Below are 24,175 nucleotides of genomic sequence, written 5' to 3'. Positions count from 1 at the left end.
TATTCAAGCAATTGTGTGTTATGACACATAAAATGAAAACTGTGTATTAAAACGTGGAGGTTTTAACGTGGAAAAAATGGATAGAAGAAAAACGAAATCTCAACAGGCGATACAATCCTCATTTTTAGCAATGTTGATAAATGAAGGTTTTGATGATATTACTGTAAAAAATATAAGTGAAAAAGCGGACATCGGAAGAAAAACATTTTATCTTCATTACACAGATAAATATGATTTATTAGACAAAATTGTTGAGGATCATTTAGCATGTCTGAGAGAAATATGTGATCAGAAGAAAGAGAAGGGCTTTATAGAAGGAACCGTTATATGGTTTACCTACTTTCAGCAGCACAAGCTTTTTTTTGCATCGTTATTTAGAAGTGAAAGTACACTCTCATTTCGAAAAAAATTATTAGTCTTTATTATGGGAGAAATCGATAAGAAATTAGATGTAAATGCTCCTTCAAATCAGGGGATTGATAAACATATTATCTTAAAGTTTTTAGGAACAGCTGTCTTAGGTGTTTTAGAGTCTTATGTTTTAGAAGAGGTCGATGGTGATATCGAATTAGTAGCAAAACAAGTAGGAAGATTAGTGAAAAGAAATTTATAAATGCCTGTTTCACTGTTCAAAAAAGAAACAATGCAAGTAGATAAACCCTGCTCTTTCATTAGAGCAGGGTTATCGTGTTGGATCTTTAAAGTGAAGTAACGGCTTTTTCCAAAAAGATGAACCTTTTCTAGTAGTCATTTGTTTATAAAGTAGAACAATCAGAAAGGAGTGCCTTAGATTGACAGAACGTGAATTATTCGATGCATACAACAAAGATGTCTACCGTACCTGCTATTACATGCTACGGAACACCCAAGATGCAGAGGACTTCTGCCATGACGTATTTGTCACCGTTTTTCGTCAGGATTGGAGGGATGTTGAGCATACGCGTGCTTGGATTTTACGAATTGCAATGAATCAATGCTTAAATATGCTTAAAAGAAAACAGGCACAGTTAAAAAAACAAAGTCAGATTCTATTGCTTCATGAGCAAACTACAGAATCAGTTAAATCTGTAGACACCATTGTATTGGAAAAGGTAGAGGAGGAAGAATGGGAGGGGCTATTTAAGCAATTACCTGAAAAATTAATGGCTGTCGTCACCCTTCGCTATATCGGTGAGCTATCGTTAGCTGAAATTGCTGAAGCTCTAGGGATTCCAGTGGGTACAGTGAAATCGAGACTTCATAAGGCATTGAAAATAATGCGCAAAAAGTTGGAACAAAATCAAAACCTATCGTTGAAGGGAGAGAAACAATTTGGAACGCATTGAAAAGAAGCTTAACAATGAAATGAAGGCAGACCATAACATGTCGTATCCTGACTTTGATCAAATGTGGAATAGTATCCAGCAGGATAAGTTAAAGATTGCAGCTGAACCCATCGAACTTCGACCTCGTAAAAGAAAAAGATTTGTTTTGGTTGCGGGACTAGCTGTCGCTTTAATGGCTACACCCGTCTATGCAGCACTGAATTATGATTGGTCCAATATTCTTTCTTATAGAGCTGGTATTCAGTCTGCATTAGAACAAGGCTTAGGGCAGACGATTGAACAATCTGTTACGAAGGAAGGGTTCACGCTAACTGTACATACAGCGTTTATCGATGATAACAGAACATTTCTGCTATATAGTTTGAAACCTGAAGCATCTTGGGATGGAAAGAATGTGAGCTTTGATCAAATTGGACTTCAAGATTCTAATGACGATTTTATTAAAGGGAATTACTCACATCGATGGAATGAAGATCTTGGTCTTTTCCAAGGGTATTTTGAGACAGACTGGGTAGCAGATGATCAGAAATCAGACATTAAATTTTTAATGAAGAACATTCATTCCATAGGTGATGAAGAACTGCCTATTCCTTACAACCCTAATGACTCTCATACGCAGAATTTCGCTATTCAAAAGGATGGAATCGGCAATGTAATTCTACAAACCTTTGAACAATCAGAAGGGAAAGTAATGCTTCAGTCAGCGGTTAAATTTACAGATTCTGAAATGAAGAACAAATGGGTACGTATCAAGGCTATTGATGATAAAAATCAGCCTATTAAAGAAGAGGAAACACCTGTATTTGGAACTCCTGGTGCAACAGGTGAATACTTTAGTCAGCAAATTTTCACATCACACAACTTACGAGCGAAAGGTACAAAGTTCCAACTAACTTATGAACATACATTAAATATTGCAAAGGATACTTGGAATATAGAGATGAAGTTATCCAAAGAAGAATTGAAGCAGGGATCATTTAAAAAAGTAGTCAATATTCCTTTAGAAAATGCACCTGATGGGATCAAAATTCATGAAATGAAAGTTACTCCTACACAAGTACGTTTAATACTGACACATAAGGAGAAATATGCACATATTCCTTACATTGATTATCAGCTGGATATTGGAGGAGTATTTTTGGATGGAGGGAGATGGGATATAGAAAAAGATCCGTATAAAACAGAGCTTCGTTTTGAATTGACGGGAGTGGATGTGTCCTCGTTGTCGAATCAATCTGTGACATTGGTAGCTAAACATCGTGTTGATGTAAAAGACGGTGATCAACAACCGATTCGGTTAACTGACATATCAGAGAAACCTCAAAGTAAGACATCTACGATTGGAGAGTATTCAATAACGTGGACTTACTATAAGAAAGATAGCAACCTCTACGTTGAATCCTTTAGCACTGATCCTGCATTTGGTGGTGTCTCTCAAACCTATTATCTAGATCATAAAGATCGTAACTATGGAATGCCTCTGATTGCTAAAATACTTGGTAATGGGAATAATAAGCACGTGGATGAGTATAAGAACTTCAAGGATAAAGAGCTCGATATTTATATTTGGAAATATACTACGAATGATCCAGATGCAGAGCTACGTGTGCCGCTTACATCTGGGAAATAATAAATACTTAAAGTATGATAGTCTAACCCCATCTATTTGGCTCATCAGTATTCAAATAGATAGGGGTTTTTATTTTCTTGTAAAGATAAAACGGCTTTACATAAAAATAAATTTATCATATAGTTTAGTTAACTTAAATAAATTATTATACAGGAGAAGACATATGACCTCTAATGAAAAAACACAAAAATCCTTTGCTTATAAGCTTGGAATAGGCATTATTATTTTTTCCCTTTCACTGTGGTTAATCCCAATCATTACACCATTCACACCGATACCTACAAAAGTAAAAGCAGGTATAATACCAGGAAGTATTATAGTTGCTGAAATCATGTTTTGGCTGGGTGCTTTACTTGTTGGGAAAGAAGTAGCGAACAAATTTAAAAGCTATCTAAATCCTAAAAAATGGCGTGAAAAAGGTGATACTCAAAAAAATGAAGACTAACAATGTAGCGGAGCAAATTAATCAAACGATAGAAGATATTTGGATCATCCTTGAGAAAATGGAAAGGGCCTATACTAAATTCTCCTTAAATAATCAGCAATATGTTCTTTTAACATTAGTGATTCGACATCCATCCTGCTCACCTTCGGAACTAGCTGAAAAAATGGCAATTACGAAAAGTGCAGTGAGTCAGCAGTTAGCAAAGCTTGAAAAGGATGGCTACATTACAAAAAAGCAGCATGTTGAAGATAAGCGAGCATTTTCTATAGAATTAGGTGAAAAGGGATTACTTTATCAACAAGAAGTGGAAGCATTTAACCAACAGATTACTGAAAAATACCATGCCTATTTATCATCTGACGAGCTAGCCGAAATGTTAGACACTCTTGAAAAATTAAACATAATACTGCATAAATTTTAGTGAAATGTTACATTTTAACACCCGTGTTTATAGTAACCCTTAATATTAAAGGGGGAATAAACATGACCATTAGTCTTCATGAAATCTTTTTAGCAGATGAGAAGACGAGGAAGAAATGAAAGCATTTATATTTTAAGTTTTAGGGCATATAGTCATTCATTAGGCTATATGCTTTTTTGGTGTTTGCAGGTAACTATCTTCTCAGGTTAACTAAAAGGAAATTTTTACTTGCAAATAACTGTAAATGTGTATATATTGTATATAAAGTATATATACAATATTTTAAAAGAGGTATTTGCATGCAAATTATTATTTCTAACAGTTCAAAAGAGCCTATTTATGAACAAATATATGCACAAATCAAAAAACGAATCTTAACGGGTGAATTACAAGAGGGCCAACCATTACCCTCCATGCGTCAACTAGCAAAAGATTTGGAAATTAGTGTCATCACAACAAAGCGTGCTTATGAAGAACTTGAAAAAAACGGCTTTATTTACTCTATTGTTGGGAAAGGCTCGTTCATCTCTGAACAAAATACAGAAATGATGAAGGAAAGAAAAATGAAGGCCATTGAGGAAAAGTTGTTGGTGGCGATTCAAAATGCGAAGGAAATGAATATTAGCTTAATAGAGTTAAAGGAAATGCTTACTTTATTGTATACGGAGGATGAGTGATGGAAAATGTTATTGAATTACAGCATATACAAAAATCCTTTAATGGGTTTGAAATAAAAGATCTTTCGATCAAAGTTAAAAAGGGTTTTGTGACAGGGTTTATTGGTGGAAATGGGGCAGGAAAATCGACGACGATTAAAATGATTATGAATTTAATGCAGCAGGATAGCGGGACTATCTCTATTTTTGGTAAGCCCTATAAGGGAAACGAAAAGGAAATAAAAGAACGCATCGGTTTTGTCTATGATGACAATATTTTTTATGAAAATATTACGCTAAAGGATATGAAAAGGATCATTAAACCAGCTTATAAAAACTGGGATGAAAAAACATTTCAACATTATATTAATCAGTTTGAACTGCCATTGAACAAAAATATGAAGACATTCTCAAAGGGGATGAAGATGAAGGCATCATTAGCCATGGCTTTAGCTCATCATGCTGAATTAATCATTATGGATGAGCCAACATCAGGTCTTGATCCTATATTTCGTAGAGAGCTTCTAAATATTTTACATGAGTTAATGCAAGATGAACACAAAACTATATTTTTCTCTACACATATTACAACAGATTTAGATCGTATTGCAGATTATATTACCTTTATTCATAATGGCGAGCATATCTTCACGAAGGAGTTTTATAAAATTGAAGAGGATTACGCTATCGTCAAGGGAACGCTTGAGCTATTAGATCGTGAAACAGAGCAGGAGTTCTTGGCCATTCGCAAAACAAACAGAGGTTTTGAAGCACTGACAGCTCATAAACATAGAGTGGACACAATATTTGGTGATGCCGTTGTTGTCGAAAAACCTACGCTTGAAGACATTATGTATTATACAAAAAAGGGGAGATAAGGATATGGTGAACCTTATTCTGAAGGATATTTTAATTCAAAAAAACATGCTCATCATCTACATAGCTACTATTATACTTTACTTATTGGTCAGTGTTTCTCCAGTATTTATCGTATTTGTTTATAGTATTGTTTTTATTATGAATGCATTTTCCAGTGATGAAAAAGATAATGCTAATATTTTACTGAATTCATTACCCTATACAAGGAAGGAAATTGTTAGTTCAAAATATATTGGGGCATTCATTTTTACAGGGTTATTTATGTGCTATACGTATCTGCTCGACTTTCTTTTGAACGGGCAAGAAGTATTAGTACTGTGGAAAGAAATACTACTAATTATGGGATTAGTCATGATTGCGATGTCATTTATTCTGCCGATATCCTATCAATTTAAAACAAAGCACTTAGCTATTGTTAGTGTAACTTTATTTGGAATTTATATGGTGATGGTAAATTATTTTGTTCCGGACTTTAATAATCAAGTAAGAGCACTTGTACAAAAATTTATGGCGGTACAGGAACTACAACTATATCTCATTGCAACAGTCATCATTATTATCTTATATACGGGGTCATGGTTACTGTCTATACGTATTTATGAGCGAAAGGCTTTTTAATGAAAAAACGGCTGAATCCTATTAAGGGACTCAAGCCGTTTTGTAGTTATTTTTCCGATTTAAAAACCAGCTTCCATATCACGATATTGATGAGGAGAAGCACAATGAAATATACAGTAGAGCCGAATGGTACCTGACTAGCAATTAAATAATGTAGACCTGCCAGCATACCTAAAGGGATGAATAACAACATAGTTTTCCAGCCTTGAGCATCTCCAACTTCATCATATGGTTTAGTAAAAGGTATTTTATTGCTCATCGTGACGAAACAAATAATAGTATACAACCAGCTTGTTACTAAAACTACTAGTAAATCTGGGATAATTCGAATGCCGTAAATATAGCTAAAGATTACACTTAGTACTAAAAATAACGGAATATACAATTTGATTAAAAATGCCTTCAAGCTACCTTTTTGTAAGTCTGTATAATCTTTAAGCGGGAGTGTTTTATAAATCCACGCCGCTTTATATTTAGCAGAGTGACCAAGAAAAAGCACAGCAGAAGGAATAATGAGCATACTAAAGTAAATATTTAAGTAACTCATACTAATAGCATAATCAACTTCTTCGGACCTATTAAACGTAAACATGAAAATAAAAGGAATAATAAATGAAAAACCTAAAGACGGATAGACCTTTAGCTTAAACTCTCGCTCCTGCTTCATCATAAGAGTGGCAAAGCGATAGAAAGCTCGTTCTTCATGTGTGCTACACACGAGTGTTAATAGAAAGGACTTAAGTCGGTTGTTCTTCTCTTTTTTTGATTTACTTGTACTAAGTAGCTTTTGAAGATTGCGTTCAAAGGTTGGAATGAGCTTGATATAGATTCCAATTGAGATTATAGGAATAATCAGTGCTAAAATACTGTATATGACTGTTAATAAGGATGTATCACCATGTAGTATTAATTCATATGGAGCGGCAAACCACATCGGTACAAGGAAGAGGCTCCACCAATGAAATGTTACGGTCATATTTAAATCGACGAATTCAAAGGATCGAATAAGAACCTGATAGCCAATCATCAGCATGAGTGACAAAGCAATTTGTACATAGTTAATCATATCCTTCAGTTTTTCGCCATCAAAGAAGCGTAAAATAGCAATATATAAAATGGCTGTGAATGCCACAATCAGTAAATTCATGAGTAGAATCTCAAGACCCGTTAAAATAAAAAATACAATTCCTTGAGTAAAAAGGCTGACTATCAGTGGGATAGCTGTTAAGGCAAGTGTTAAATAAGATAAGTAAATAAAAATATGCATAAATTTAGCTGCATTGATTGTTTTAGCTGAAATAGGCTTGGTTGAAAGTATGCTTTTATCCCGTACATCTAAAAGTACAGAAGAAAAATCAGAAATCAGGGATGTCATAATTAAAAATATGATCATGGCATAGGCAATACTCAGTTGAAAAAGAAAGTTTTCACCAAATCCCATAAGTGGGATGAGTACAAGTCCAAATAAAACATAAATCCACAATGATTTAATATAGCCGTATTTTTGGTTCTCTTTCTTTTTATTCTGATTAAATATTGTTGGTACTTTACGTTCATCCATCGTTAATTTAATATGAAGGATTTTTCTCATCACGTCATAATCAATGCCCATTTTTACAAAGAGCAGTCGGAATTTATCAAGCAATTGTAGCGTTTTGAAATCTGTCATGATTGAACTCCTCGGACGATGGACACAAATTTCTCTCCGATTTCCTGATGCTCATGAAATCCAGTTAACTGGTTAAAAATTCTTTCTAATGTTCCTTCGGTATTATCTGCTTGTAGTTGGGCAAATGTTCCGTCTGCTGCAATTTTTCCATCATACAGAAGAATGATACGGCTACTGATTTTTTCAACCACATCCATAATATGAGATGAGTAAAATATGGTTTTTCCGTTGGCAGCCAGCTGCGTTAAAATTTCTTTAAAAATCATGACACTGTTTGCATCTAAGCCATTGATAGGTTCGTCTAAAAATAGTAGGTCTGGATTATGTATAAGGCTTGCAATGATGAGTAGTTTTTGGCGCATCCCCTTTGAATAGGAGGAAATTCTAGAATGGTATGCTTCACCAACCCCGAATAATTCCATTAGTGATTTGGATTTGTCAGCCGCCTCTTCTAGCTCTAAACCATAAAGCTGTCCAATAAAGGTTAAATACTCATAGCCTGTTAAATTGTCATAAACATCAGCGATTTCGGGAACGTAGCCAATTTTTCGTTTATAATCAATATGATCTTGCCCTATGCTTTTTCCAAAGAGCTTAATTTCTCCGCCATAATCACCTTCTAGCCCTAGAATAAGTTTTACAGTCGTACTTTTACCAGCGCCATTAGGACCAATGTAACCGATGATTTCCCCTCTAGCTGCATGAAGGTCAATCCCCCTCAAGATTTCCTTGTTTCCATAACTCTTCGTTAAATTCGTAATCGTTAAAATTTCATCCATTTCATAGCTCCTTTCTAATATTTGAAAAATTACCCATAAATACACTATAGCATAATAAACAGGAGGTTATTCCTCTTGTTAAAATGAAAACAGTTCGTTTCGAAACTTATCTAACAGTATATGAATATATTTAAGAAACCTTATTTCTCTTTCATTTTTTTATTTTGTACTGTCACAAAACAGTAATGAATTTAGTTATACAGATAGAGAGGAGGGAAGCTTGTGACTATACCAAGTAAATCCAATAAGAATAAGAGCCGAGATATAAAAGCTATAGTAGAGCAAGTTCAAGCAGGGGATATCCAAGCCTATACTGAAATTATCCGTTGCTTTCAAAAGCAAATCTATCTTTATTGCTACTATCTATTAGGAAGCAAAGAAGAAGCGGAGGACGCCTCGCAAGATGTTTTTATAAAAGGCTTAGAGAATATTCGTCAATTTTCTTATACGGTATCATTTTCAGCATGGCTCTATAAAATTGCCCATCATCATTGTATCGACTTACTAAAAAAGAAAAATAAGGGTTTTCAATTTTGGACAGGATTTAAGAAGGAGCAAATGGTTGAGCATGCAAATAAAGCCTATTGCTACGAAGATACAATTCATCAGTTATTAGAGAAATTGAATGCTGATGAAAAAAGAATTTTATTACTTCGCTCCATTGAAGAATATAGCTTTGATGAAATTGCCTCAATTATGGATGTGAAAGCAGCTACTGTACGAAAAAAATATGAACGACTAAGGAAGAAATTGGCGCATGAATATAAGCTAGGAGGGAAGTTTTATGAGCACTCGTTCAAAACTGAAGGATGAAGAAATGAGACAGCTAGAGAAGTCTATTCGAGAAACGCCTGTAGAAATAGATTTAGTGGGAAGTATTATGCATAAATACGAACATAACCCGAAAAGTTTGATTACTAATAAGAAGAAGCCTCATAAAATGGTGATGGTGACAGCTCTGGCAGTTATGATGGTATATCTGCTTTTGATCACACCTTTCATTTCTCCTACAATGGCTGCAACAATAAAGCAAGTTCCCATATTATCCTCTATTTTTAGCCTAGCTGGTGACCTTGGTCTGAAAATGGCTGATGAAAAGGGACTTTCTACGAAACCCAATACAAGCGTCACTCATGACGGATTTACATTAAATGTATCGGAGGTAGCATATGACGGTACACGTGTCTCGATTGGGATAGAACGACCTCGAACTGCTAATGAAATGGAGACACTAAAAGAGCGCCTCGGGAATATTGAATTGTTTATTAATGGTGCGTCAATCAATGATTTTGCTCCTAGTGAGTCGAATCATATTGGAATTTTTTTGCACCCAGGAAAAGATAAGGATTCTACAATAATAGAGTTTTCTGATAAGAGCAATCAGGGGGGGCTACCCTTCCCAGAGCAATTTGAATTAACTATATACGCTCACGTAACAGGCATACAGGACCCTATAAAAATTGATGTTCCTGTGAAAAATAAAATTGCAGGCTCTGTGACTTTACAGCCAAATATAAGTCGACATTATAATAATGTTCATTTTTCAGTTGAACAAATTAAGGTTACCCCTATTACAACCAATATCACGACAAGAACCATATTGACAGACAACTCAACTTTCGTAGATCCTTGGTTAACAATGGGGATAGATATTTTTGATGAGCTAGGGCATAAACTTGAACAAATTAATGGCAGTGGTTGGCATGAGAGCAATGGTAGTGAACAAATTATGGAACAGCGCTTTACTCCTTTTGAATTCGTACCAGAATCCATTACGATCAAGCCTTATATACATCTTTTTAAAGAATACCCAAAGGGAGAATTTCAAATGGATGAGAATAATGAACCTATAATTCAATATATTCCTGAACTAGAGGTGACAATACCAGTTCAATCATAACTAATAAAAAGTAGAGAAAATCCCCCTTTTCTCTACTTTTTAATTGGAATATTTTAGTTGTTTTTAAGTTAGTATTGTATTTATTATTTCTTATATAATTAGAATGAACGCCCTAATAAGAAGGAATTGAGGTGTGGCATGTTAATTAAATCCAATGAAGATTTGCTTATTTTATTAGATCATTTGTTACGAGAACCACAAAACTTTTGGAATGATTTTTATGATGATACATGTAAAAATATTCCTTTCTTTGTTAATAAGCCTGATGAAAATCTAGTAAACTATTTTGAAAAGGAAATGATTTTTCCTGGTAGAGTTTTAGAATTAGGTTGTGGTGCTGGACGCAATGCTATTTATTTAGCTAAAAAAGGATGTTCAGTGGTTGGCGTGGACATATCAGATAAAGCACTGGAATGGGCAAAAAAACGAACGGATGAAGAAAACATAGATGTAGAATTAGTATGTGCTAATATTTTCGAGTCAGATTTTGAAGAGAACAGCTTTGATTTTATTTATGATTCGGGATGTTTTCATCATATAGCGCCACATCGTCGTGTCAATTATACGGCTATGATTGATAAATTATTAAAGCCAGAAGGATATTTTGCCTTATGTTCGTTTGAGGAAAATGGAGCATATGGCGGCTCTACCATGACAGATGAAGAAGTATATTTAAAGCGCAGTTTAGAGGGTGGGCTTGGTTATACCAAAAGCCAACTACAAGAAATATTTCACTTTTTAGAAGAGATTGAAATACGAAAAATGCTTCCTATGTCTACGGTAGATCCGCATTTTGGATTAGAAGGATTTATAGTAGGCTTATTCCAAAAAAAGCTAGGTGAGCGTCAGATGGAAAATTTTGAAGTGGTATTGTCTGAGTATAATTCAAATTGGAAAGAACAATTTTAGATGAGAAAAACAGAATTCTAGAAGTAATCGGGTTTGCTGTTTTAGGGATTGAGCATATTGGCAGTACATCTATTAAAGGTGTAAAGGCAAAACCTAATGTGGGAACCCAGCATAATCGTTTCATTTCCATCACCATAGGGCCAATAAGATTTCCAACAACATCGATGGTTACGCTCATTCCAGACTGTTCCATATAAGTTGTGACTAATTCAATAGTCTGCTTTTCTTCTTGTGTGAATGAAAAGCGATGAATGCCGCCTGTTGCTTCATTGCGGCCAATTCGGCTCAAGTCTTGAAGCTGTTGTAAAAGTCTATCTCCATTAATCATGACAATCACTCTTTCATTTGAAAGTGACACTGTCCTTCACGTAAAATAAACTGATTTTGTACCACTTCTAAATTTTTATTGTACCCTTAGGCAATATAAAATTTAACTCCTGTATTCAATTCTACATAGAATAGGAGTTTTCTTTTTATGCTCGCTATACTATTGAAATATGATAGAAAGAGGAGCAACCACTCTAACTGGAAATTACATATTAGGTGGACCTTTTAGGTTGGCAAGGGTTATGAAAAAATGAAGCAAGGGGGTTAGGAAGTGTTTAGTGATTTTAAGCTTATGGATGAACGTCCGGTTTATGTGCAATTGAAGGATTATGTTCAAGATATGATTGTCAAAGGGCATCTGTTAGAACATCAAAAGCTTCCATCTACCCGTGAACTTAGTAAGCTATTATCAATCAGTAGAAATACGGTCTTGAACGCATATGCCGAATTAGAGCTAGATGGCATCATCTATGCAAAGAAGGGAATAGGGCATTTTGTAGGGAAGGTCACGCCATTGAAAACAGCGTCTATTGAAATGGACTGGAAGCAAAGGCTGAATGCAACCACTTTATTAGCAGATGAAATTGATTTATTACGACAAGATATACAGTGGCAAAAAGGAATGATCTCCTTCACTAGTATTGCCCCGGAAGAAAAGCTTTTTGATGTTGAAAATTTCAAAAGGGCGTTTCTTACAAGAATGTCGATTGAAGGAGATGTTGTCTTAAACTATGGCTATGCAAAGGGCTATAAGCCTTTAATTGACTATCTTCTCAGTTATATGGAATTGAAGGGTGTAGACATTTCTAATAAAGATATTGTCATTACAAATGGTTTTACAGAGGGGCTAGATATTTTATTGTCCTCTTTAGCTAAAAAATCAGGGCGTGTACTATGTGAAAATCCTACACACCACGCAGCATTAAAGCTTTTCCGTTTGCATGGGTTAGAGATACATGGCATTGATATGAAAGATGATGGCATTGATATGGATCAGGTGGAAAAAGCCTTAGCAGCAAAAGAATTTGATTTTGCCTATCTCATTCCGTCTTATCATAATCCTACTGGAATTGTTACTTCCTCAGAAAAACGGAATGCTATTTTTCAGCTTTTTGCAAAATATCAAATTCCCGTCGTAGAGGATGGCTTTAATGAGGAATTAAGGTATTTAAGCGCTCATTTGGCGCCGCTGATCGCTTTTAGTGGTAAAGGTAATAACATTGTCTATATTGGCAGCTTTTCTAAAATACTTTTCCCAGGCTTACGTGTTGGCTGGATTTTAGCAGATAAGGCGTTAATCGACTGCTTAGAAAGCATGAAAAGAGCTCGAACGATTCATACGTCAACACTTGATCAGGCGGTATTATATCAATATTTGCAGGATGGCTATTTTGAAAAATATTTAAAGAAGGCAAGGTCTGTCTATAAAAAAAAATATGAGCTTGCTCGTCAAGCCTGTATGCAATTCATTCCGTTTAGTAGAATCACAGGAGATGGTGGGCTCCATCTTTTTATAGAGCTAGAAGAGGGAATTGATGCACGTCTGCTACTGGAGAAGTGCTATGACAAGGGCGTAGTGTTTTACCCAGGAGATGTATTTTTCACAAATGGGAAAGGCAGTAATACATTTCGTTTAGGTTTTTCTCGTTTAGCAGATGACGATATTGTTCGTGGTATTCAAATCATAGGTGATACATTGAAAAATGATATGAGGGGTTGAGAAAATGAAGGTTGGCGTAATTATGGGAGGTACTTCCTCTGAAAAGGAGGTTTCCATTATGACAGGTAAAGAAATGGTCGCTCAATTAGATAAGCAAAAATATGAGGTTGTTGCCATTACTTTAGATGACAACAAAGAGGTAATTGACAGGCTAGGTGGCATTGATGTCGCTTTGTTAGCACTGCATGGAAAGTTTGGGGAGGATGGTACGATTCAAGGGGTACTAGAAACATTGGGTATTCCTTATACAGGAAGTGGTCTTCTAGCAAGTAGCTTGTGCATGGATAAAAATATGGCTAAAAAAATATTGCGATATGAAGGTGTTGCAACACCAGATTGGATACATCTCATCAAAGGAGAGGAGCTGCCCTTACAGGATATAGAACATATTGGTTATCCGCTTGTAGTGAAACCAAATGCTGGTGGCTCTAGTGTAGGTGTTCAAATTGTCCATAATCAGAGTGCCTTATTGACTGCTGTAGCAGAGGTATTTAGGTGGGATAACGAAATCATTATTGAGCAGTACTTGATTGGTGACGAAATAACATGCCCAATCCTCAATGAGAAGCTTTTGCCAGTCCTTTCAATCAAACATACGGCAGTATTTTTTGACTACCAGGCGAAATATGATGATGCTTCTACGATAGAGGAGCCTGTGGAACTCCCACTTGCGATTCATGATCGTGTGGCAAAAGCTGCGATGCTAAGCTACAAGACTTTAAGATGCAGTGTTTATGCTAGAGTAGATATGTTAATTAAGGATGGCGTCCCTTATGTGTTAGAGGTTAATACATTGCCTGGAATGACGCAAAATAGCCTTCTACCAAAAAGTGCACTGGCTGCTGGCATCAGTTATCCAGCACTATTGGACAGTATTATTGAAAGCTCCTTACAGATCGATAGAAATAGGTAAATAGAAAAAACACCTTTTTGTTGTAACTTACAAAAGGTGTTTTGACTGTCTTAAGATTTTGCTAGTTCAATAAAGCCTTCTCCAAAAACGTCCCTTACATCATGAATGGCAATAAAGGCATCTTTATCGACTTCTTTGACAATTTTTTTGAGCTTCACAACTTCTTGTTTACTAATGACGATATACAGAATTTCTTTTTGTTCCTTTGTATAATAGCCATGACCTGAAAGAACAGTAACTCCACGGTTCATATAAGCAGTCACCTGTCCAGCAATGTCTTCTGGTTTCTTTGAGATAATGGTAACAGCTTTTTTAGGGTTAACGCCCTCAATCACAAATTCCATCACCTTTGTACCAACATAGAGCATAATAATCGTTAGCATTAATGCCTCTGCACCGATGATAAAATAAGATGAAAAAGCAACAATTAAATCAAAGAATAAAAGTCCATAGCTAATACTCCAGCCAAGGTATTTGTTGGTAATTCTAGCTAAAATCGTAGAACCCGCTGTTGTACCACCAACTCTAATAATTAAGCCGATACCAACCCCGGCAAATACGCCACCAAAAATCGTATTTACGATAATCTCATCTGAGGAAATAGACCAAGATTCTGTTAAATGTAAGAATAAAGAATGGAAAGAGACCGCAATGATAGTATAGATTGTTGTTTGTCTATTTAGGAATTTATAGCCAACCATTAGTAAAGCTGCATTCATGATAAAGCTGACAATACTCGGAGACCATCCGAAAAGATAATAGGCAATAATTGTTAAGCCTGTTACGCCGCCTTCACCCAAATCATTCGGAATGACAAATAAGTTAACTGCAAGGGCAAAGAGCAGTGATCCAAGCATAATCATTAAAATATCCATTACGTATTTTTTCATTCACATAACACCACCATATCAATTTAGATTTTTTCTTAAATCCATACTATATCAGGTTTTCACCAAATGATATACTTTTTGTAATGTTCATTTATGATATATCGACCTTTTTTTGTATGTCTTTAGTCTGGGAGACCTTGACTAATTGGGAAAAATATTTATAATAATCATAACACTTTTAAGGAGGATTAAAAAAAATGGGCTATTCAATGAGACTACGTTTTACCGTTTTGAACCAATAACTGAATAGGGTCAATAACTCTGTTTGTGAAACCAGAGTATACGGGATAGTCTGTCCTTTTTTAATCATCTTTCATAACACAACAAAGGGAGCTCACGCCTTTATTTAGTGAGCCAACTTTCCTAATATATCTCAGTTACTTAGATCACAGGCACATTGTCTGTGTTTTTTATTTACCCAATAAGGGGGAAGATATAATGCATATGCTATTATTCTTTTGATACGGGCTTTAACTAAAAGCTCGTATCGATACCATAGCTATCGATACGAAATGATTTATTTTCGGGAGGTAGCAATATGGAGAAAATTTGCTTTGAATTAGAGCATGTAATCGTAAATTATTTAGATAAAGAAATTTTAAACATTGAAAAATTAGCTATTCACCAATTCGATTGGATCGGCATCGTTGGGAAAAATGGTGCTGGAAAAAGTACATTAATGAAGTTACTTGCTAGCAAAATTCAGCCGACGAGTGGGATGTTAAAGAGTCATGTTCATTTTGGATATTTTGAACAAATGGAAGCACCAACGTTCGTAGAGGTAGAGGCACAGTTATTAGGAAAATTAGCTGTTCCTCCATATTCTGAAGGACTAAGTGGTGGGGAGCAAACGAGATTGAAGTTAGCACAATTACTTTCTTCTTATGAGGAAGCACTGCTCATTGATGAACCAACAACACATTTAGATCAAGAGGGTATTTCGTTTTTACTGGATGAATTGCGTTATTATTATGGCGCGCTTGTACTAATTAGCCATGATCGTGCTGTACTAGATGAATTGGTCACAACGATCTGGGAGGTTGATGGAGGCAGAATAAATATTTATTCTGGAAATTATAGTAATTATGCTCAGCAAAAGCAGGTAGAGCGAGATCAACAAAGTCAGGCGCATGACTTATACTTGAAGGAAAGAAGTCGTCTTGAACGAGCTGTTGATAAAAAAATGAGAAAAGCTGAAAAAATTACCCAAGCAGGGAGCATGTCAAAAAGAGAAGCTCATGCAAAACCGAATCGTATGTTTATGACAAAGTCCAAAGGTACGAGTCAAAAAAGCGTACAACGTGCAGCCAAAGCGATAGAACATCGCATAGAGAAGCTTCAGAAAGTAGATGCGGTACAGGTAGAGAGAAAAATAGTTTTTCGACAATCGAAAGCTTTGGAACTACACAATAAATTTCCGATTATGGCAGAGCAATTCACTTTACACGTACCAGGGAAACTACTATTGAATAAAGTAAACTTCCAAATACCATTAGGTAAAAAGATTGCGCTTGCAGGTAGTAACGGTTGTGGAAAAAGTACATTACTACAACATATTGCAAACTATGGGGATGGGTTAACCATTTCCCCTAAGGCCAAAATAGGCTATTTTCATCAGATGAGCTACCAATTTAAAAGTGAGGAAACGGTCCTCCAATTTTTAAAAAATCGCTCTGATTACGATGAGGGTTTTCTACGAAGTGTTCTAAATTCCATGCAGTTTGTAGGAAATGATATACAAAAAAGTGTGAAGTTATTAAGTGGTGGTGAAGCGATACGACTCCAGCTTTGTTATCTGTTTTTGGGGAACTTTAATATACTGTTACTGGATGAGCCAACCAACTTCTTAGATATTCAAGCATTAGAGGCGCTAGAGCAATTTATAATGGCTTATGAGGGAACAATCATCTTCGTGACACATGATAAGAATTTTATCGCAAATGTAGCAGATTTACAGTTTACTATAGAAAGTAATAAAATATTTTAAATGGGAAGGTGCGATTCTATCAGCAGGAGAATCGCACCTTTTTTTATTGAATTTATATTCATAAGAAGAGTATATAAAACGTCAATACACTATAAAAAGGAATGATGATCGATATTCAAAACAAATGTGTCAGCGAAATTTTGAACATTATAGGAATGTAAAAGAAATCATCAATTATTATAAAATCTAACCTTCCTCTAACCTAGCAATCGATATACTTGGTCTGTAACCATTGTTACAAATCATTTTCTTGGAGGGATATTTATGAAATTAAGAGCATTAGGGGTAGGAACACTAGCATTAGGTTTATTAACAGGTGGTTTTTCATTTTCTGCATTAGCTTCTTCAAATGATGAGAATGAAAAAGGGGCACAATCAATCAAGGCTGATATGAAGATACTTAAGCCTGGAGAGAAAAAGGAGGTTCCTAAAGGCTTGTTAATGAAAAAAGCAAAATTAAATGAAAAAGAATCAGTCAAAATGGGTGTAAAAACCTTTGAACCTGGTGAAATGCCAGCTATTCCTGAGGGTGCTGTGATGATGACAAAAACAATAGTTGATGGCGGGGAAAAGGATAAGTAATGAAAATAAGCTTGTTTTGAAAAATCAAAACAAGCTTCTTCATGTTGTTGAAAAAAGATAATGTCAAAGGGAAAAAAAGCAACTTTGCAAGGTGAGGGGTTGATTTCCGTTCCGCCAGCGTCCTTTCCAGGGGGCGTCAGCTGAGCCGCTTCACTCACTTCCGTTTGCTCCAGGGTCTCAGCTATGACGCTAGATCCCCTAGGAGTGACGCTGGCTCCACTCCAATCAACCATTTGGCAAAAGTGGATTTTATTTCTCTTTCATACGAGCCGTCACGATCAAAATCGCTCCTTATTTGTCTGGTGAGAGAAAGGATAGCTCCTTATTTTCAACGTGAAGAAGTGGTGAGTGACAACACCCCTCCAGAAAGAGTAGTGAATACTTTCACTTTATTTGCCTTTGCTCAAAAGAAACATTTTTATGGATTGGAGTGGAAGGCTACTTGACTCCCGTGGGCTAGCGAGACAGGCGAGCCCCTGCACGGAGCGGTAGCGGAGGAAGCGGCTCGGCGCTCGCCCACAGGAAAGCAAGTAGCCTGCAACGGAAATCCATTTCTACCTTTCAATTGACTGTTTTGTTTTTCAACACTATGAAGAAGCTTGTTTTGAAAAATCAAAACTAGCTTCTTACTATGTAAAGGTAAAAGAGACAAGTGTTAGTTGACTTAAATTATTTTAAAAGCTAATTCAAGTAGGCTATTCTAGTACAAAGGGGTAGGACTTGTTTGTTAGCAAAATTTATGAAACTAACGGTTCGTTAAAAAAGTCTGATTTTTAAAGGTGGATAGAACGAATGAAACTTTTATTGGTCGAAGATGAGGCTGTCTTATCCAGGATCATCTCTAAAGGGTTAAAGAAATCTGGCTATGCCGTTGATACAGCTTTTGATGGTAAGGAAGCATTAGAATTATTCGAAATCAATGAATATGACCTTATTATATTGGACTTAAACCTACCCAAAATGGATGGCATAGAGGTGTTAGAGCAGATTCGAGTTCAGAGCGAGGATGTGAAAATACTTATCCTTTCAGCACGTTCAGCTATTCATGATAAAATATTGGGTCTTGATTGTGGAGCCAATGATTATTTAATAAAGCCCTTTGATTTTCAAGAGTTGGATGCGCGTATACGCAACTTATTAAGGCGGTCTTTTAGTCAAAAAAGCGCCATTATATCTTTTGAAAATATAACACTTGATAGCTCAAAGAAAATAGTTTTAGTGGATGGTGAGATGATACATGTTACCAAAAAGGAATATGCTATTCTAGAATATCTCATGCTACATCAAAATAAAGTCATTAGCTCAGAGGAGTTGATAGAGCATGTATGGGACAGTGAAACGGATTTATTTTCAAATTCACTCAAGTTCCATATCCATTCATTACGAAAAAAAATGGCAGATGTTTTGGGGGAAATAGAAGTGATTCAGACAATCCGAGGACAAGGTTATATCATTGCAGAAAATGATAGAGGTTCATATGAATAACTTAACATTAAGAATGAGGCTGACCCTTTTAACTGGCTGTATTTTTGTAGTGGTTACAATTTTGTTAACGTTCCTATCGATTTATAGTGCCGAGGAAAAAATTGTTCAACCTATTACGACAACGATACTCAATCAAGAAAATAGGCTTCACAAAGAAATCATAGATGAGGCGACAGTAGAAACCAAGATGAATCATGATATCGTTGCTCAAATAAAGATTACGGATGTAAGAGAAGCGAAAAAGAAATTTATCAATCAGAGTGTCATATGGATGTTAATTATTATTGTAGCAGGGATAGCTACCATTTATGTAGTGGCTGGTCGGGCTTTAAAGCCAGTTCATGATCTTAGTCAAAAAATCGGAAATATAAGCGAACATAATTTAGCTCAACGTATCGAACATATTTCTACAAAAGATGAAATAGGGGATCTTACAGCTTCATTTAATCACATGCTAGATCGACTAGAAAAATCGTTTCTGTACCAAAAGAGCTTTGCCGCAAATGCAGCACATGAATTGAAAACACCACTAACAACCATGAAGGCAGGTATCCAGGTTTTAAAACTGGAAAAATCACCAACAGTAGAAGATTATAAGGAAAATTTAGAGGTGACAGAGCAAGGCACACAAAGGCTCATCCAGGTTGTGAACGATCTGTTAACATTAGCTTATGAGCAAACGGAACATTTTTCTGATGATATTGAGCTCAAAGCAATGTTAGACACGATTACCCAAGAATTACAGCCTTTATGTATAGAAAAAAATATCGCTATTTCTGTAGATATTGATGTGAAAACGATAACGGGAAATCAAACATTACTCTATAGAGTTTTTTCTAATATGATTGAAAATGCGATTAAGTACAACCACAAGAATGGAATGGTTGAAGTTCGTGGACAGGTTAAGAATGGAGCTACTCATATTACAATTACAGATTCAGGAATTGGGATACCAAATGATCAGCTACACTATATTTTTGAGCCGTTTTACCGTGTCGATCACTCCCGAGCCCGTGAGTTGGGTGGCTCTGGGTTAGGTTTATCTATTGTCAGAACCATCGTTGAAAAGCATCATGGGAAAGTAAACGTCCAAAGTACATTAAATGTCGGTACAACATTTGAGATCATTTTACCAATATAAAAGTGTGATTTTACCATTAGGGGAATCACACTTTTTTAGTTAATTTTTATTATTAGAGAGGTAAAAGGGAAAATTTGGCGAAGAATGTGTAGATAAATATTACAAAAAGGATGATGATCGATGATGAATACGGATGTGACGACGAAATTAAAAATCAGGCAGCCAGTCCATAAAGTTTTTGAAGCCATTATTTCTCCTACTGAAATTGGGCATTATTGGTTCTCTGATAGCTCTGAAAGATGGGGAGCGGGTAAAAGGATTACGCTTAGATATGATGAGTATCATGCTGAGGGTGTAATCACTGTGCTGGAAATGGAGGCTAATGAAAAAATTATGTTTGTATGGGGTGAAGAGCATGGTGAAGTGACGATGGTTACCATCACTCTTGAAGAATTACAAGGCGAAACCATTATTACTGTAGTAGAGTCAGGGTTTAATGCCCATGACCCAGAGATTATGGCAAAAATGATGGGGCAAAAAGAGGGTTGGGTTTATATGTTAACATGCCTCAAAGGATATTTAGAAAATGGCATTAGCAGTTTAAGAGCTTCGTTAATTCATTAGTGTATGTAGCTTACAATGCAATGACCTTAAACTTTATTAAATGCTGCTACCACTATAGGAGAGATGAGTCTTGGGAGTGGAGTTGCAGGAAAACTAGTGGGAGCATCTTATTCAAAAACCTATAGATACTTCTGAACAGAATTGGTAGGTGATTTTTTGGATAAGAAAATGTTTTCAAGTTGTATAATTGTTATCGCTGTTATTTCGTTATTTAGTCCAACAATTATTTCTACTTTAATGCGACAACAAAGTACAATACTTAATACTCATTATTACATTCAATACATTGCTAATTTGGTTAGTTTCCATCTAAGTTTATTCTTTTTGGCTTCATTAGCATTAGTCTTATTTCTCAAGAAGGGTCGATGACTAAATTGAAACATTTAAAACCACCTAAATGAAGATTAGAGATGGTTTTTTGTGTCTTACTATCAAATTGAAAAAGGTGCTATCCGTCGATAACACGTTCTATATACCTAAAGCAAGTTAAAGGAGATATTCATAGTTATGATGCCTACCGGAGACTTTAGTAGAGGAAATTGTTAATGCTGCAAGAAAATCATTTCCGAATTTATTTAAAAATGGTGAGCGGGACTATTACTGTACGCTATATACAACTGGCGAAGGGCATGCTCCGAACGTTTCAGCTTGGTCGTGGGAAGCATTGGAGCGGGAAGCTACTAAACAGGCAAGAAATAGCAACAACTCTCAATCTGAAAAGGCTGCTCTTATCAAATGGTCTTATGCAGATTCTCCTTATTGTTGCTTCGGTGAAGAGTATTTTACAAATGTATGTCAGTACTTGAATGACCGACCTAATATCAATGTCCTTGGGGGTGAAAAATGGCAGCAAGAATTGACATTCCGGCTAACAGCAATGGAATTAGCCATGAAAAAGCTTGATGAGGAGGGACTATTTGCCTTGAATCAAACAAGAGACGCTATTTGTATACTCGTGGAAGTGATGCCCCCAGATGAAGTAAACATAGAAATAGCGTTGCAATTAAACCAGTCGTCTACAGCATTGCAGCAATGGTTGGTGGAAGCAGACGAGTGATGGAGGGATGAAAGTGAAAAAATTATATTGGATGATGGGTGGCATTTTAATTTGTGCAGGGTTAGTAATAGGTATTGTCTTTTGGAAGTTTCAAAAAGAGATTAAGAAGGACGACCCAGAATATATTGTTCAATTTATAAAGGAACATAGAGCTGATAAAAATGTTTCCGTAGCCATTCAACGCAATCAACAATATTGGGTGGAATTAAACACTAAGGAACAGCTGCCATTAGCAAGTACAGTTAAAATCATCGTCGCTATAGCCTATGCACAGCAAGCAGCAGAGGGTCGCATTAATCCTCAGCAACAGGTTGATCTAAAGGAGTTAGAGGTATTTTATATTCCTAAAACGGATGGAGGTGCACATGAAGCATGGTTAGCGCAGTTAAACCTTCAGGGTGTGGATCATGTGCCTTTAAGTGAAGTCGCAAGTGGTATGATTGCTTATAGTTCCAATGCGAATACGGAATATTTAATGCATGTATTAGGTTTTCAAGCGATTAATGATGTGCTTACACAGCTACATGTAGAGGATCATGAACCATTATATCCAATCGTCAGTGCACTCCATATCCCGGTTCAAGTCTTGAAAGAAAAAAATTTAACGAAAAAAGAAACATTAGCGGCTTTGCAAGAAATGGATATGGCTGAATATCGTGAGCGTGCATCGTCTATTCACGCCAGTTGGATAGAGCAACCTTTGACTTACGAGGAGAAAGCAGAGGCACAAAAACTGCTCAATATGGATTTTCAAAAGATATGGTCTGACCGTTTAATAAGGGCCACTACAAACGATTACATCTCTATTTTAGAAAAATTGAATAATAAAAATTTCTTCAGTGCAGAGGTACATAAATACTTAGATCCCGTAATGGAACAGTTGATGCAGAATCCTAAAAATCAAGAATGGCTAACACATGCAGGTCAAAAGGGTGGATCGACTGCATTTGTCTTAACACTAGCAGCCTATGCGGAAGATAAAGAAGGGAATCAAACGGAAATTGCCTTTTTTGCTAACAACTTAAATACATTGGAACAAATTAAACTATCTAATAGTATGAATAGTTTTCAATTGAGATTTCTGACAGATGATAAGTTTCGCAAGCGTCTTAAAAAAGAGTTTTCTGAGTTGTGAGTTGCCTCTATAGATAAGGCAACTTACATTATTAGCTCCGTTCATCCATTAATTTTTCGAGAAACTTTGAGAAAGTAGAAGCATATTCATAAATCATGTCATTCAATAAGTCAAAGCACATAACTGAAAACTCACCATGTTCATCTTTTGATGATGTATTAAAAAAATATAGTTCGTCTGCGTCTGGAACAAATAGATCTACCCTATTCGGATATTGTTTACACCAATCCTTGTCAGCCAAGTTAAGACGATGTATATAAAGAATATCTGTATGATCGATGTCTCTGTATGCTAGTTGACCGATTGTGAGAATAGATCCACCATTCAGTTGCCCATTGCCATAATTTTTTAACCACCAGCAATAGGATGGTGGTAAGCTGTACCCTAATTCCACTTCAGCTTCTACAATCCAATCATCTTCAACATCATGTCCAGGAAACCATTTAATCACCGTAGTACTTGCTAGCATTTCTGCTAATCTAGCGTACATGGCAGCTACCTCCAATCTGTTTATAAATAGCACTCCATTAATAATTCAACGTGCAAACGGAGTACCTTCTTTCATTCAACTGCATAATATAGCGTTATCATGTATGAGAGGATTGAGTTACATGTACCACCCTTATTACGGTAATTATCTACTGTATAATTACGGTTATCAACCTGTTTATTGGGCCTATCCAAATCAGGAAGAACGAGTGCCAAGAAGTAATGTCCAGAATGATTTTGGATCAGGACCATTCGTTGTCAACATTGAAGAGACTACAAAGCACAACAAAAATTATCGAACAGTACTATGGACAGGGCCACACTTACAAGTAACTGTGATGAGCCTTAACGTTGGGGAAGATATTGGCTTAGAAGTACACCCTCACGTCGATCAATTTATTTGTATTGAGGAAGGGCATGGCGTTACACAGATGGGACCAAGTAAAGATTATTTAAACTTCCAAAGACACGTGTCTGAAGATATGGCCATTATGGTGCCAGCAGGGACATGGCATAATGTTACGAATATAGGCAATAAACCGCTAAAGCTTTACACAATTTATGCACCACCAAACCATCCATTTGGAACTGTTCATATGACAAAGGCTGATGCCATGGCTGAAGAAGAAGGCTATGGGCAGCGTGAATAAGAAA

General features: G+C 35.9%; 26 protein-coding genes. 22 read left to right on the top strand and 4 right to left on the bottom strand.

Annotated elements, in window-relative coordinates; translation table 11 throughout:
• The first annotated feature begins 67 nt into the window (after positions 1-67).
• From MKY46_RS22330 to MKY46_RS22295, 8 genes are all read left to right on the top strand, one after another.
• On the top strand, positions 68-613 hold the full coding sequence (locus MKY46_RS22330) for a TetR/AcrR family transcriptional regulator (protein ID WP_036128821.1): 546 nt from the start codon (positions 68-70) through the stop codon (positions 611-613).
• A gap of 178 nt (positions 614-791) precedes the next feature.
• On the top strand, positions 792-1,325 hold the full coding sequence (locus MKY46_RS22325; protein WP_340835446.1) for an RNA polymerase sigma factor: 534 nt from the start codon (positions 792-794) through the stop codon (positions 1,323-1,325).
• A complete protein-coding gene (locus MKY46_RS22320) occupies positions 1,312-2,955 on the top strand; it encodes a DUF4179 domain-containing protein (RefSeq protein ID WP_340835444.1) in 1,644 nt (547 codons plus the stop codon). Before MKY46_RS22325 ends, MKY46_RS22320 begins: the two co-directional genes overlap by 14 nt.
• A 163-nt stretch (positions 2,956-3,118) precedes the next feature.
• Entirely contained in the window at positions 3,119-3,400 is a 282-nt protein-coding gene (locus MKY46_RS22315) for a transporter suffix domain-containing protein (RefSeq protein WP_036128815.1), read from the top strand.
• The gene (locus MKY46_RS22310) at positions 3,390-3,821 is read left to right on the top strand and encodes a MarR family winged helix-turn-helix transcriptional regulator (RefSeq protein ID WP_036128813.1); all 432 of its coding nucleotides are present in this window, start codon (positions 3,390-3,392) and stop codon (positions 3,819-3,821) included. Before MKY46_RS22315 ends, MKY46_RS22310 begins: the two co-directional genes overlap by 11 nt.
• Before the next feature lie 299 nt (positions 3,822-4,120).
• Positions 4,121-4,498 carry a GntR family transcriptional regulator gene (locus MKY46_RS22305; protein ID WP_036128812.1) on the top strand — a complete coding sequence of 126 codons (378 nt, stop codon included), beginning with the start codon at positions 4,121-4,123 and terminating at the stop codon, positions 4,496-4,498.
• On the top strand, positions 4,498-5,355 hold the full coding sequence (locus MKY46_RS22300) for an ABC transporter ATP-binding protein (protein ID WP_340835441.1): 858 nt from the start codon (positions 4,498-4,500) through the stop codon (positions 5,353-5,355). Before MKY46_RS22305 ends, MKY46_RS22300 begins: the two co-directional genes overlap by 1 nt.
• A 4-nt stretch (positions 5,356-5,359) precedes the next feature.
• Positions 5,360-5,974 carry an ABC-2 transporter permease gene (locus tag MKY46_RS22295; RefSeq protein ID WP_036128808.1) on the top strand — a complete coding sequence of 205 codons (615 nt, stop codon included), beginning with the start codon at positions 5,360-5,362 and terminating at the stop codon, positions 5,972-5,974.
• 46 nt (positions 5,975-6,020) lie between these two features.
• Here the strand turns inward: MKY46_RS22295 and MKY46_RS22290 are convergent, their stop codons facing one another.
• On the bottom strand, positions 6,021-7,643 hold the full coding sequence (locus tag MKY46_RS22290) for a hypothetical protein (protein ID WP_340835440.1): 1,623 nt from the start codon (positions 7,641-7,643) through the stop codon (positions 6,021-6,023).
• Positions 7,640-8,422 (bottom strand): ABC transporter ATP-binding protein, encoded by a 783-nt coding sequence (locus MKY46_RS22285; RefSeq protein ID WP_340809599.1) that lies wholly within the window; start codon positions 8,420-8,422, stop codon positions 7,640-7,642. Before MKY46_RS22285 ends, MKY46_RS22290 begins: the two co-directional genes overlap by 4 nt.
• Before the next feature lie 222 nt (positions 8,423-8,644).
• Between MKY46_RS22285 and MKY46_RS22280 the strand changes: the two genes are divergently transcribed.
• The 6 genes from MKY46_RS22280 to MKY46_RS22255 all read left to right on the top strand — a co-directional run bounded on the left by MKY46_RS22280 (position 8,645) and on the right by MKY46_RS22255 (position 14,191).
• Positions 8,645-9,235, top strand: coding sequence for an RNA polymerase sigma factor (locus MKY46_RS22280; RefSeq protein ID WP_340835437.1), 591 nt, complete (start codon positions 8,645-8,647; stop codon positions 9,233-9,235).
• Complete coding sequence (locus MKY46_RS22275) at positions 9,207-10,322, top strand: DUF4179 domain-containing protein (protein WP_340835434.1); 1,116 nt, start codon at positions 9,207-9,209, stop codon at positions 10,320-10,322. Before MKY46_RS22280 ends, MKY46_RS22275 begins: the two co-directional genes overlap by 29 nt.
• Positions 10,323-10,460: 138 nt before the next feature.
• On the top strand, positions 10,461-11,231 hold the full coding sequence (locus MKY46_RS22270) for a class I SAM-dependent methyltransferase (protein ID WP_340835431.1): 771 nt from the start codon (positions 10,461-10,463) through the stop codon (positions 11,229-11,231).
• Entirely contained in the window at positions 11,213-11,428 is a 216-nt protein-coding gene (locus MKY46_RS22265) for a GrpB family protein (RefSeq protein WP_340835428.1), read from the top strand. The genes MKY46_RS22270 and MKY46_RS22265 overlap by 19 nt, the downstream gene beginning before the upstream one ends.
• A gap of 401 nt (positions 11,429-11,829) precedes the next feature.
• A complete protein-coding gene (locus tag MKY46_RS22260; protein WP_036128802.1) occupies positions 11,830-13,278 on the top strand; it encodes an aminotransferase-like domain-containing protein in 1,449 nt (482 codons plus the stop codon).
• A gap of 4 nt (positions 13,279-13,282) precedes the next feature.
• Complete coding sequence (locus tag MKY46_RS22255) at positions 13,283-14,191, top strand: D-alanine--D-alanine ligase (RefSeq protein WP_340835426.1); 909 nt, start codon at positions 13,283-13,285, stop codon at positions 14,189-14,191.
• Positions 14,192-14,241: 50 nt separating this feature from the next.
• Here MKY46_RS22255 and MKY46_RS22250 read toward each other — a convergent pair whose 3' ends face one another.
• Complete coding sequence (locus MKY46_RS22250; RefSeq protein WP_036128798.1) at positions 14,242-15,081, bottom strand: YitT family protein; 840 nt, start codon at positions 15,079-15,081, stop codon at positions 14,242-14,244.
• A gap of 538 nt (positions 15,082-15,619) precedes the next feature.
• Between MKY46_RS22250 and MKY46_RS22245 the strand changes: the two genes are divergently transcribed.
• The 7 genes from MKY46_RS22245 (at position 15,620) to MKY46_RS22215 (ending at position 23,032) form a co-directional block, all read left to right on the top strand.
• Positions 15,620-17,068: an Msr family ABC-F type ribosomal protection protein gene (locus MKY46_RS22245; protein WP_340835425.1), complete on the top strand. Its 1,449-nt coding sequence runs from the start codon at positions 15,620-15,622 to the stop codon at positions 17,066-17,068.
• A gap of 264 nt (positions 17,069-17,332) precedes the next feature.
• Positions 17,333-17,650 (top strand): hypothetical protein, encoded by a 318-nt coding sequence (locus MKY46_RS22240; RefSeq protein ID WP_340835422.1) that lies wholly within the window; start codon positions 17,333-17,335, stop codon positions 17,648-17,650.
• A gap of 792 nt (positions 17,651-18,442) precedes the next feature.
• On the top strand, positions 18,443-19,135 hold the full coding sequence (locus MKY46_RS22235) for a response regulator transcription factor (RefSeq protein ID WP_036128792.1): 693 nt from the start codon (positions 18,443-18,445) through the stop codon (positions 19,133-19,135).
• Complete coding sequence (locus MKY46_RS22230; RefSeq protein ID WP_058845238.1) at positions 19,128-20,276, top strand: sensor histidine kinase; 1,149 nt, start codon at positions 19,128-19,130, stop codon at positions 20,274-20,276. The genes MKY46_RS22235 and MKY46_RS22230 overlap by 8 nt, the downstream gene beginning before the upstream one ends.
• A gap of 120 nt (positions 20,277-20,396) precedes the next feature.
• Complete coding sequence (locus MKY46_RS22225) at positions 20,397-20,840, top strand: SRPBCC family protein (protein WP_080717176.1); 444 nt, start codon at positions 20,397-20,399, stop codon at positions 20,838-20,840.
• 538 nt (positions 20,841-21,378) lie between these two features.
• Positions 21,379-21,897, top strand: coding sequence for a DUF4303 domain-containing protein (locus MKY46_RS22220; RefSeq protein WP_340835717.1), 519 nt, complete (start codon positions 21,379-21,381; stop codon positions 21,895-21,897).
• Between the two features lie 13 nt (positions 21,898-21,910).
• A complete protein-coding gene (locus tag MKY46_RS22215) occupies positions 21,911-23,032 on the top strand; it encodes a serine hydrolase (RefSeq protein WP_340835420.1) in 1,122 nt (373 codons plus the stop codon).
• A gap of 31 nt (positions 23,033-23,063) precedes the next feature.
• On the opposite strand, the gene MKY46_RS22210 is transcribed toward MKY46_RS22215, so the two are convergent.
• Positions 23,064-23,522, bottom strand: a complete 459-nt coding sequence (locus MKY46_RS22210; RefSeq protein ID WP_340835419.1) for an SMI1/KNR4 family protein — start codon at positions 23,520-23,522, stop codon at positions 23,064-23,066.
• A 121-nt stretch (positions 23,523-23,643) separates the two neighbouring features.
• Here MKY46_RS22210 and MKY46_RS22205 point away from each other — a divergent pair, with 121 nt between their 5' ends.
• Positions 23,644-24,171 (top strand): cupin domain-containing protein, encoded by a 528-nt coding sequence (locus MKY46_RS22205; protein ID WP_445299956.1) that lies wholly within the window; start codon positions 23,644-23,646, stop codon positions 24,169-24,171.
• Positions 24,172-24,175: the final 4 nt, after the last annotated feature.

It is taken from the genome of Lysinibacillus sp. FSL M8-0355 (assembly GCF_038008985.1).
GTDB classification, from domain to species: Bacteria; Bacillota; Bacilli; order Bacillales_A; family Planococcaceae; genus Lysinibacillus; species Lysinibacillus fusiformis_D.
This window is presented reverse-complemented; position numbering and strand designations above follow the sequence as displayed.

Coding starts and splice junctions, on each gene's coding strand:
- MKY46_RS22315 (WP_036128815.1), top strand. CDS start 3,119: ATGACCTCTAATGAAAAAACACAAAAATCCTTTGCTTATAAGCTTGGA.
- MKY46_RS22310 (WP_036128813.1), top strand. CDS start 3,390: ATGAAGACTAACAATGTAGCGGAGCAAATTAATCAAACGATAGAAGAT.
- MKY46_RS22305 (WP_036128812.1), top strand. CDS start 4,121: ATGCAAATTATTATTTCTAACAGTTCAAAAGAGCCTATTTATGAACAA.
- MKY46_RS22300 (WP_340835441.1), top strand. CDS start 4,498: ATGGAAAATGTTATTGAATTACAGCATATACAAAAATCCTTTAATGGG.
- MKY46_RS22295 (WP_036128808.1), top strand. CDS start 5,360: ATGGTGAACCTTATTCTGAAGGATATTTTAATTCAAAAAAACATGCTC.
- MKY46_RS22290 (WP_340835440.1), bottom strand. CDS start 7,643: ATGACAGATTTCAAAACGCTACAATTGCTTGATAAATTCCGACTGCTC.
- MKY46_RS22285 (WP_340809599.1), bottom strand. CDS start 8,422: ATGGATGAAATTTTAACGATTACGAATTTAACGAAGAGTTATGGAAAC.
- MKY46_RS22275 (WP_340835434.1), top strand. CDS start 9,207: ATGAGCACTCGTTCAAAACTGAAGGATGAAGAAATGAGACAGCTAGAG.
- MKY46_RS22270 (WP_340835431.1), top strand. CDS start 10,461: ATGTTAATTAAATCCAATGAAGATTTGCTTATTTTATTAGATCATTTG.
- MKY46_RS22255 (WP_340835426.1), top strand. CDS start 13,283: ATGAAGGTTGGCGTAATTATGGGAGGTACTTCCTCTGAAAAGGAGGTT.
- MKY46_RS22250 (WP_036128798.1), bottom strand. CDS start 15,081: ATGAAAAAATACGTAATGGATATTTTAATGATTATGCTTGGATCACTG.
- MKY46_RS22245 (WP_340835425.1), top strand. CDS start 15,620: ATGGAGAAAATTTGCTTTGAATTAGAGCATGTAATCGTAAATTATTTA.
- MKY46_RS22240 (WP_340835422.1), top strand. CDS start 17,333: ATGAAATTAAGAGCATTAGGGGTAGGAACACTAGCATTAGGTTTATTA.
- MKY46_RS22235 (WP_036128792.1), top strand. CDS start 18,443: ATGAAACTTTTATTGGTCGAAGATGAGGCTGTCTTATCCAGGATCATC.
- MKY46_RS22230 (WP_058845238.1), top strand. CDS start 19,128: ATGAATAACTTAACATTAAGAATGAGGCTGACCCTTTTAACTGGCTGT.
- MKY46_RS22225 (WP_080717176.1), top strand. CDS start 20,397: ATGATGAATACGGATGTGACGACGAAATTAAAAATCAGGCAGCCAGTC.
- MKY46_RS22210 (WP_340835419.1), bottom strand. CDS start 23,522: ATGTACGCTAGATTAGCAGAAATGCTAGCAAGTACTACGGTGATTAAA.
- MKY46_RS22205 (WP_445299956.1), top strand. CDS start 23,644: ATGTACCACCCTTATTACGGTAATTATCTACTGTATAATTACGGTTAT.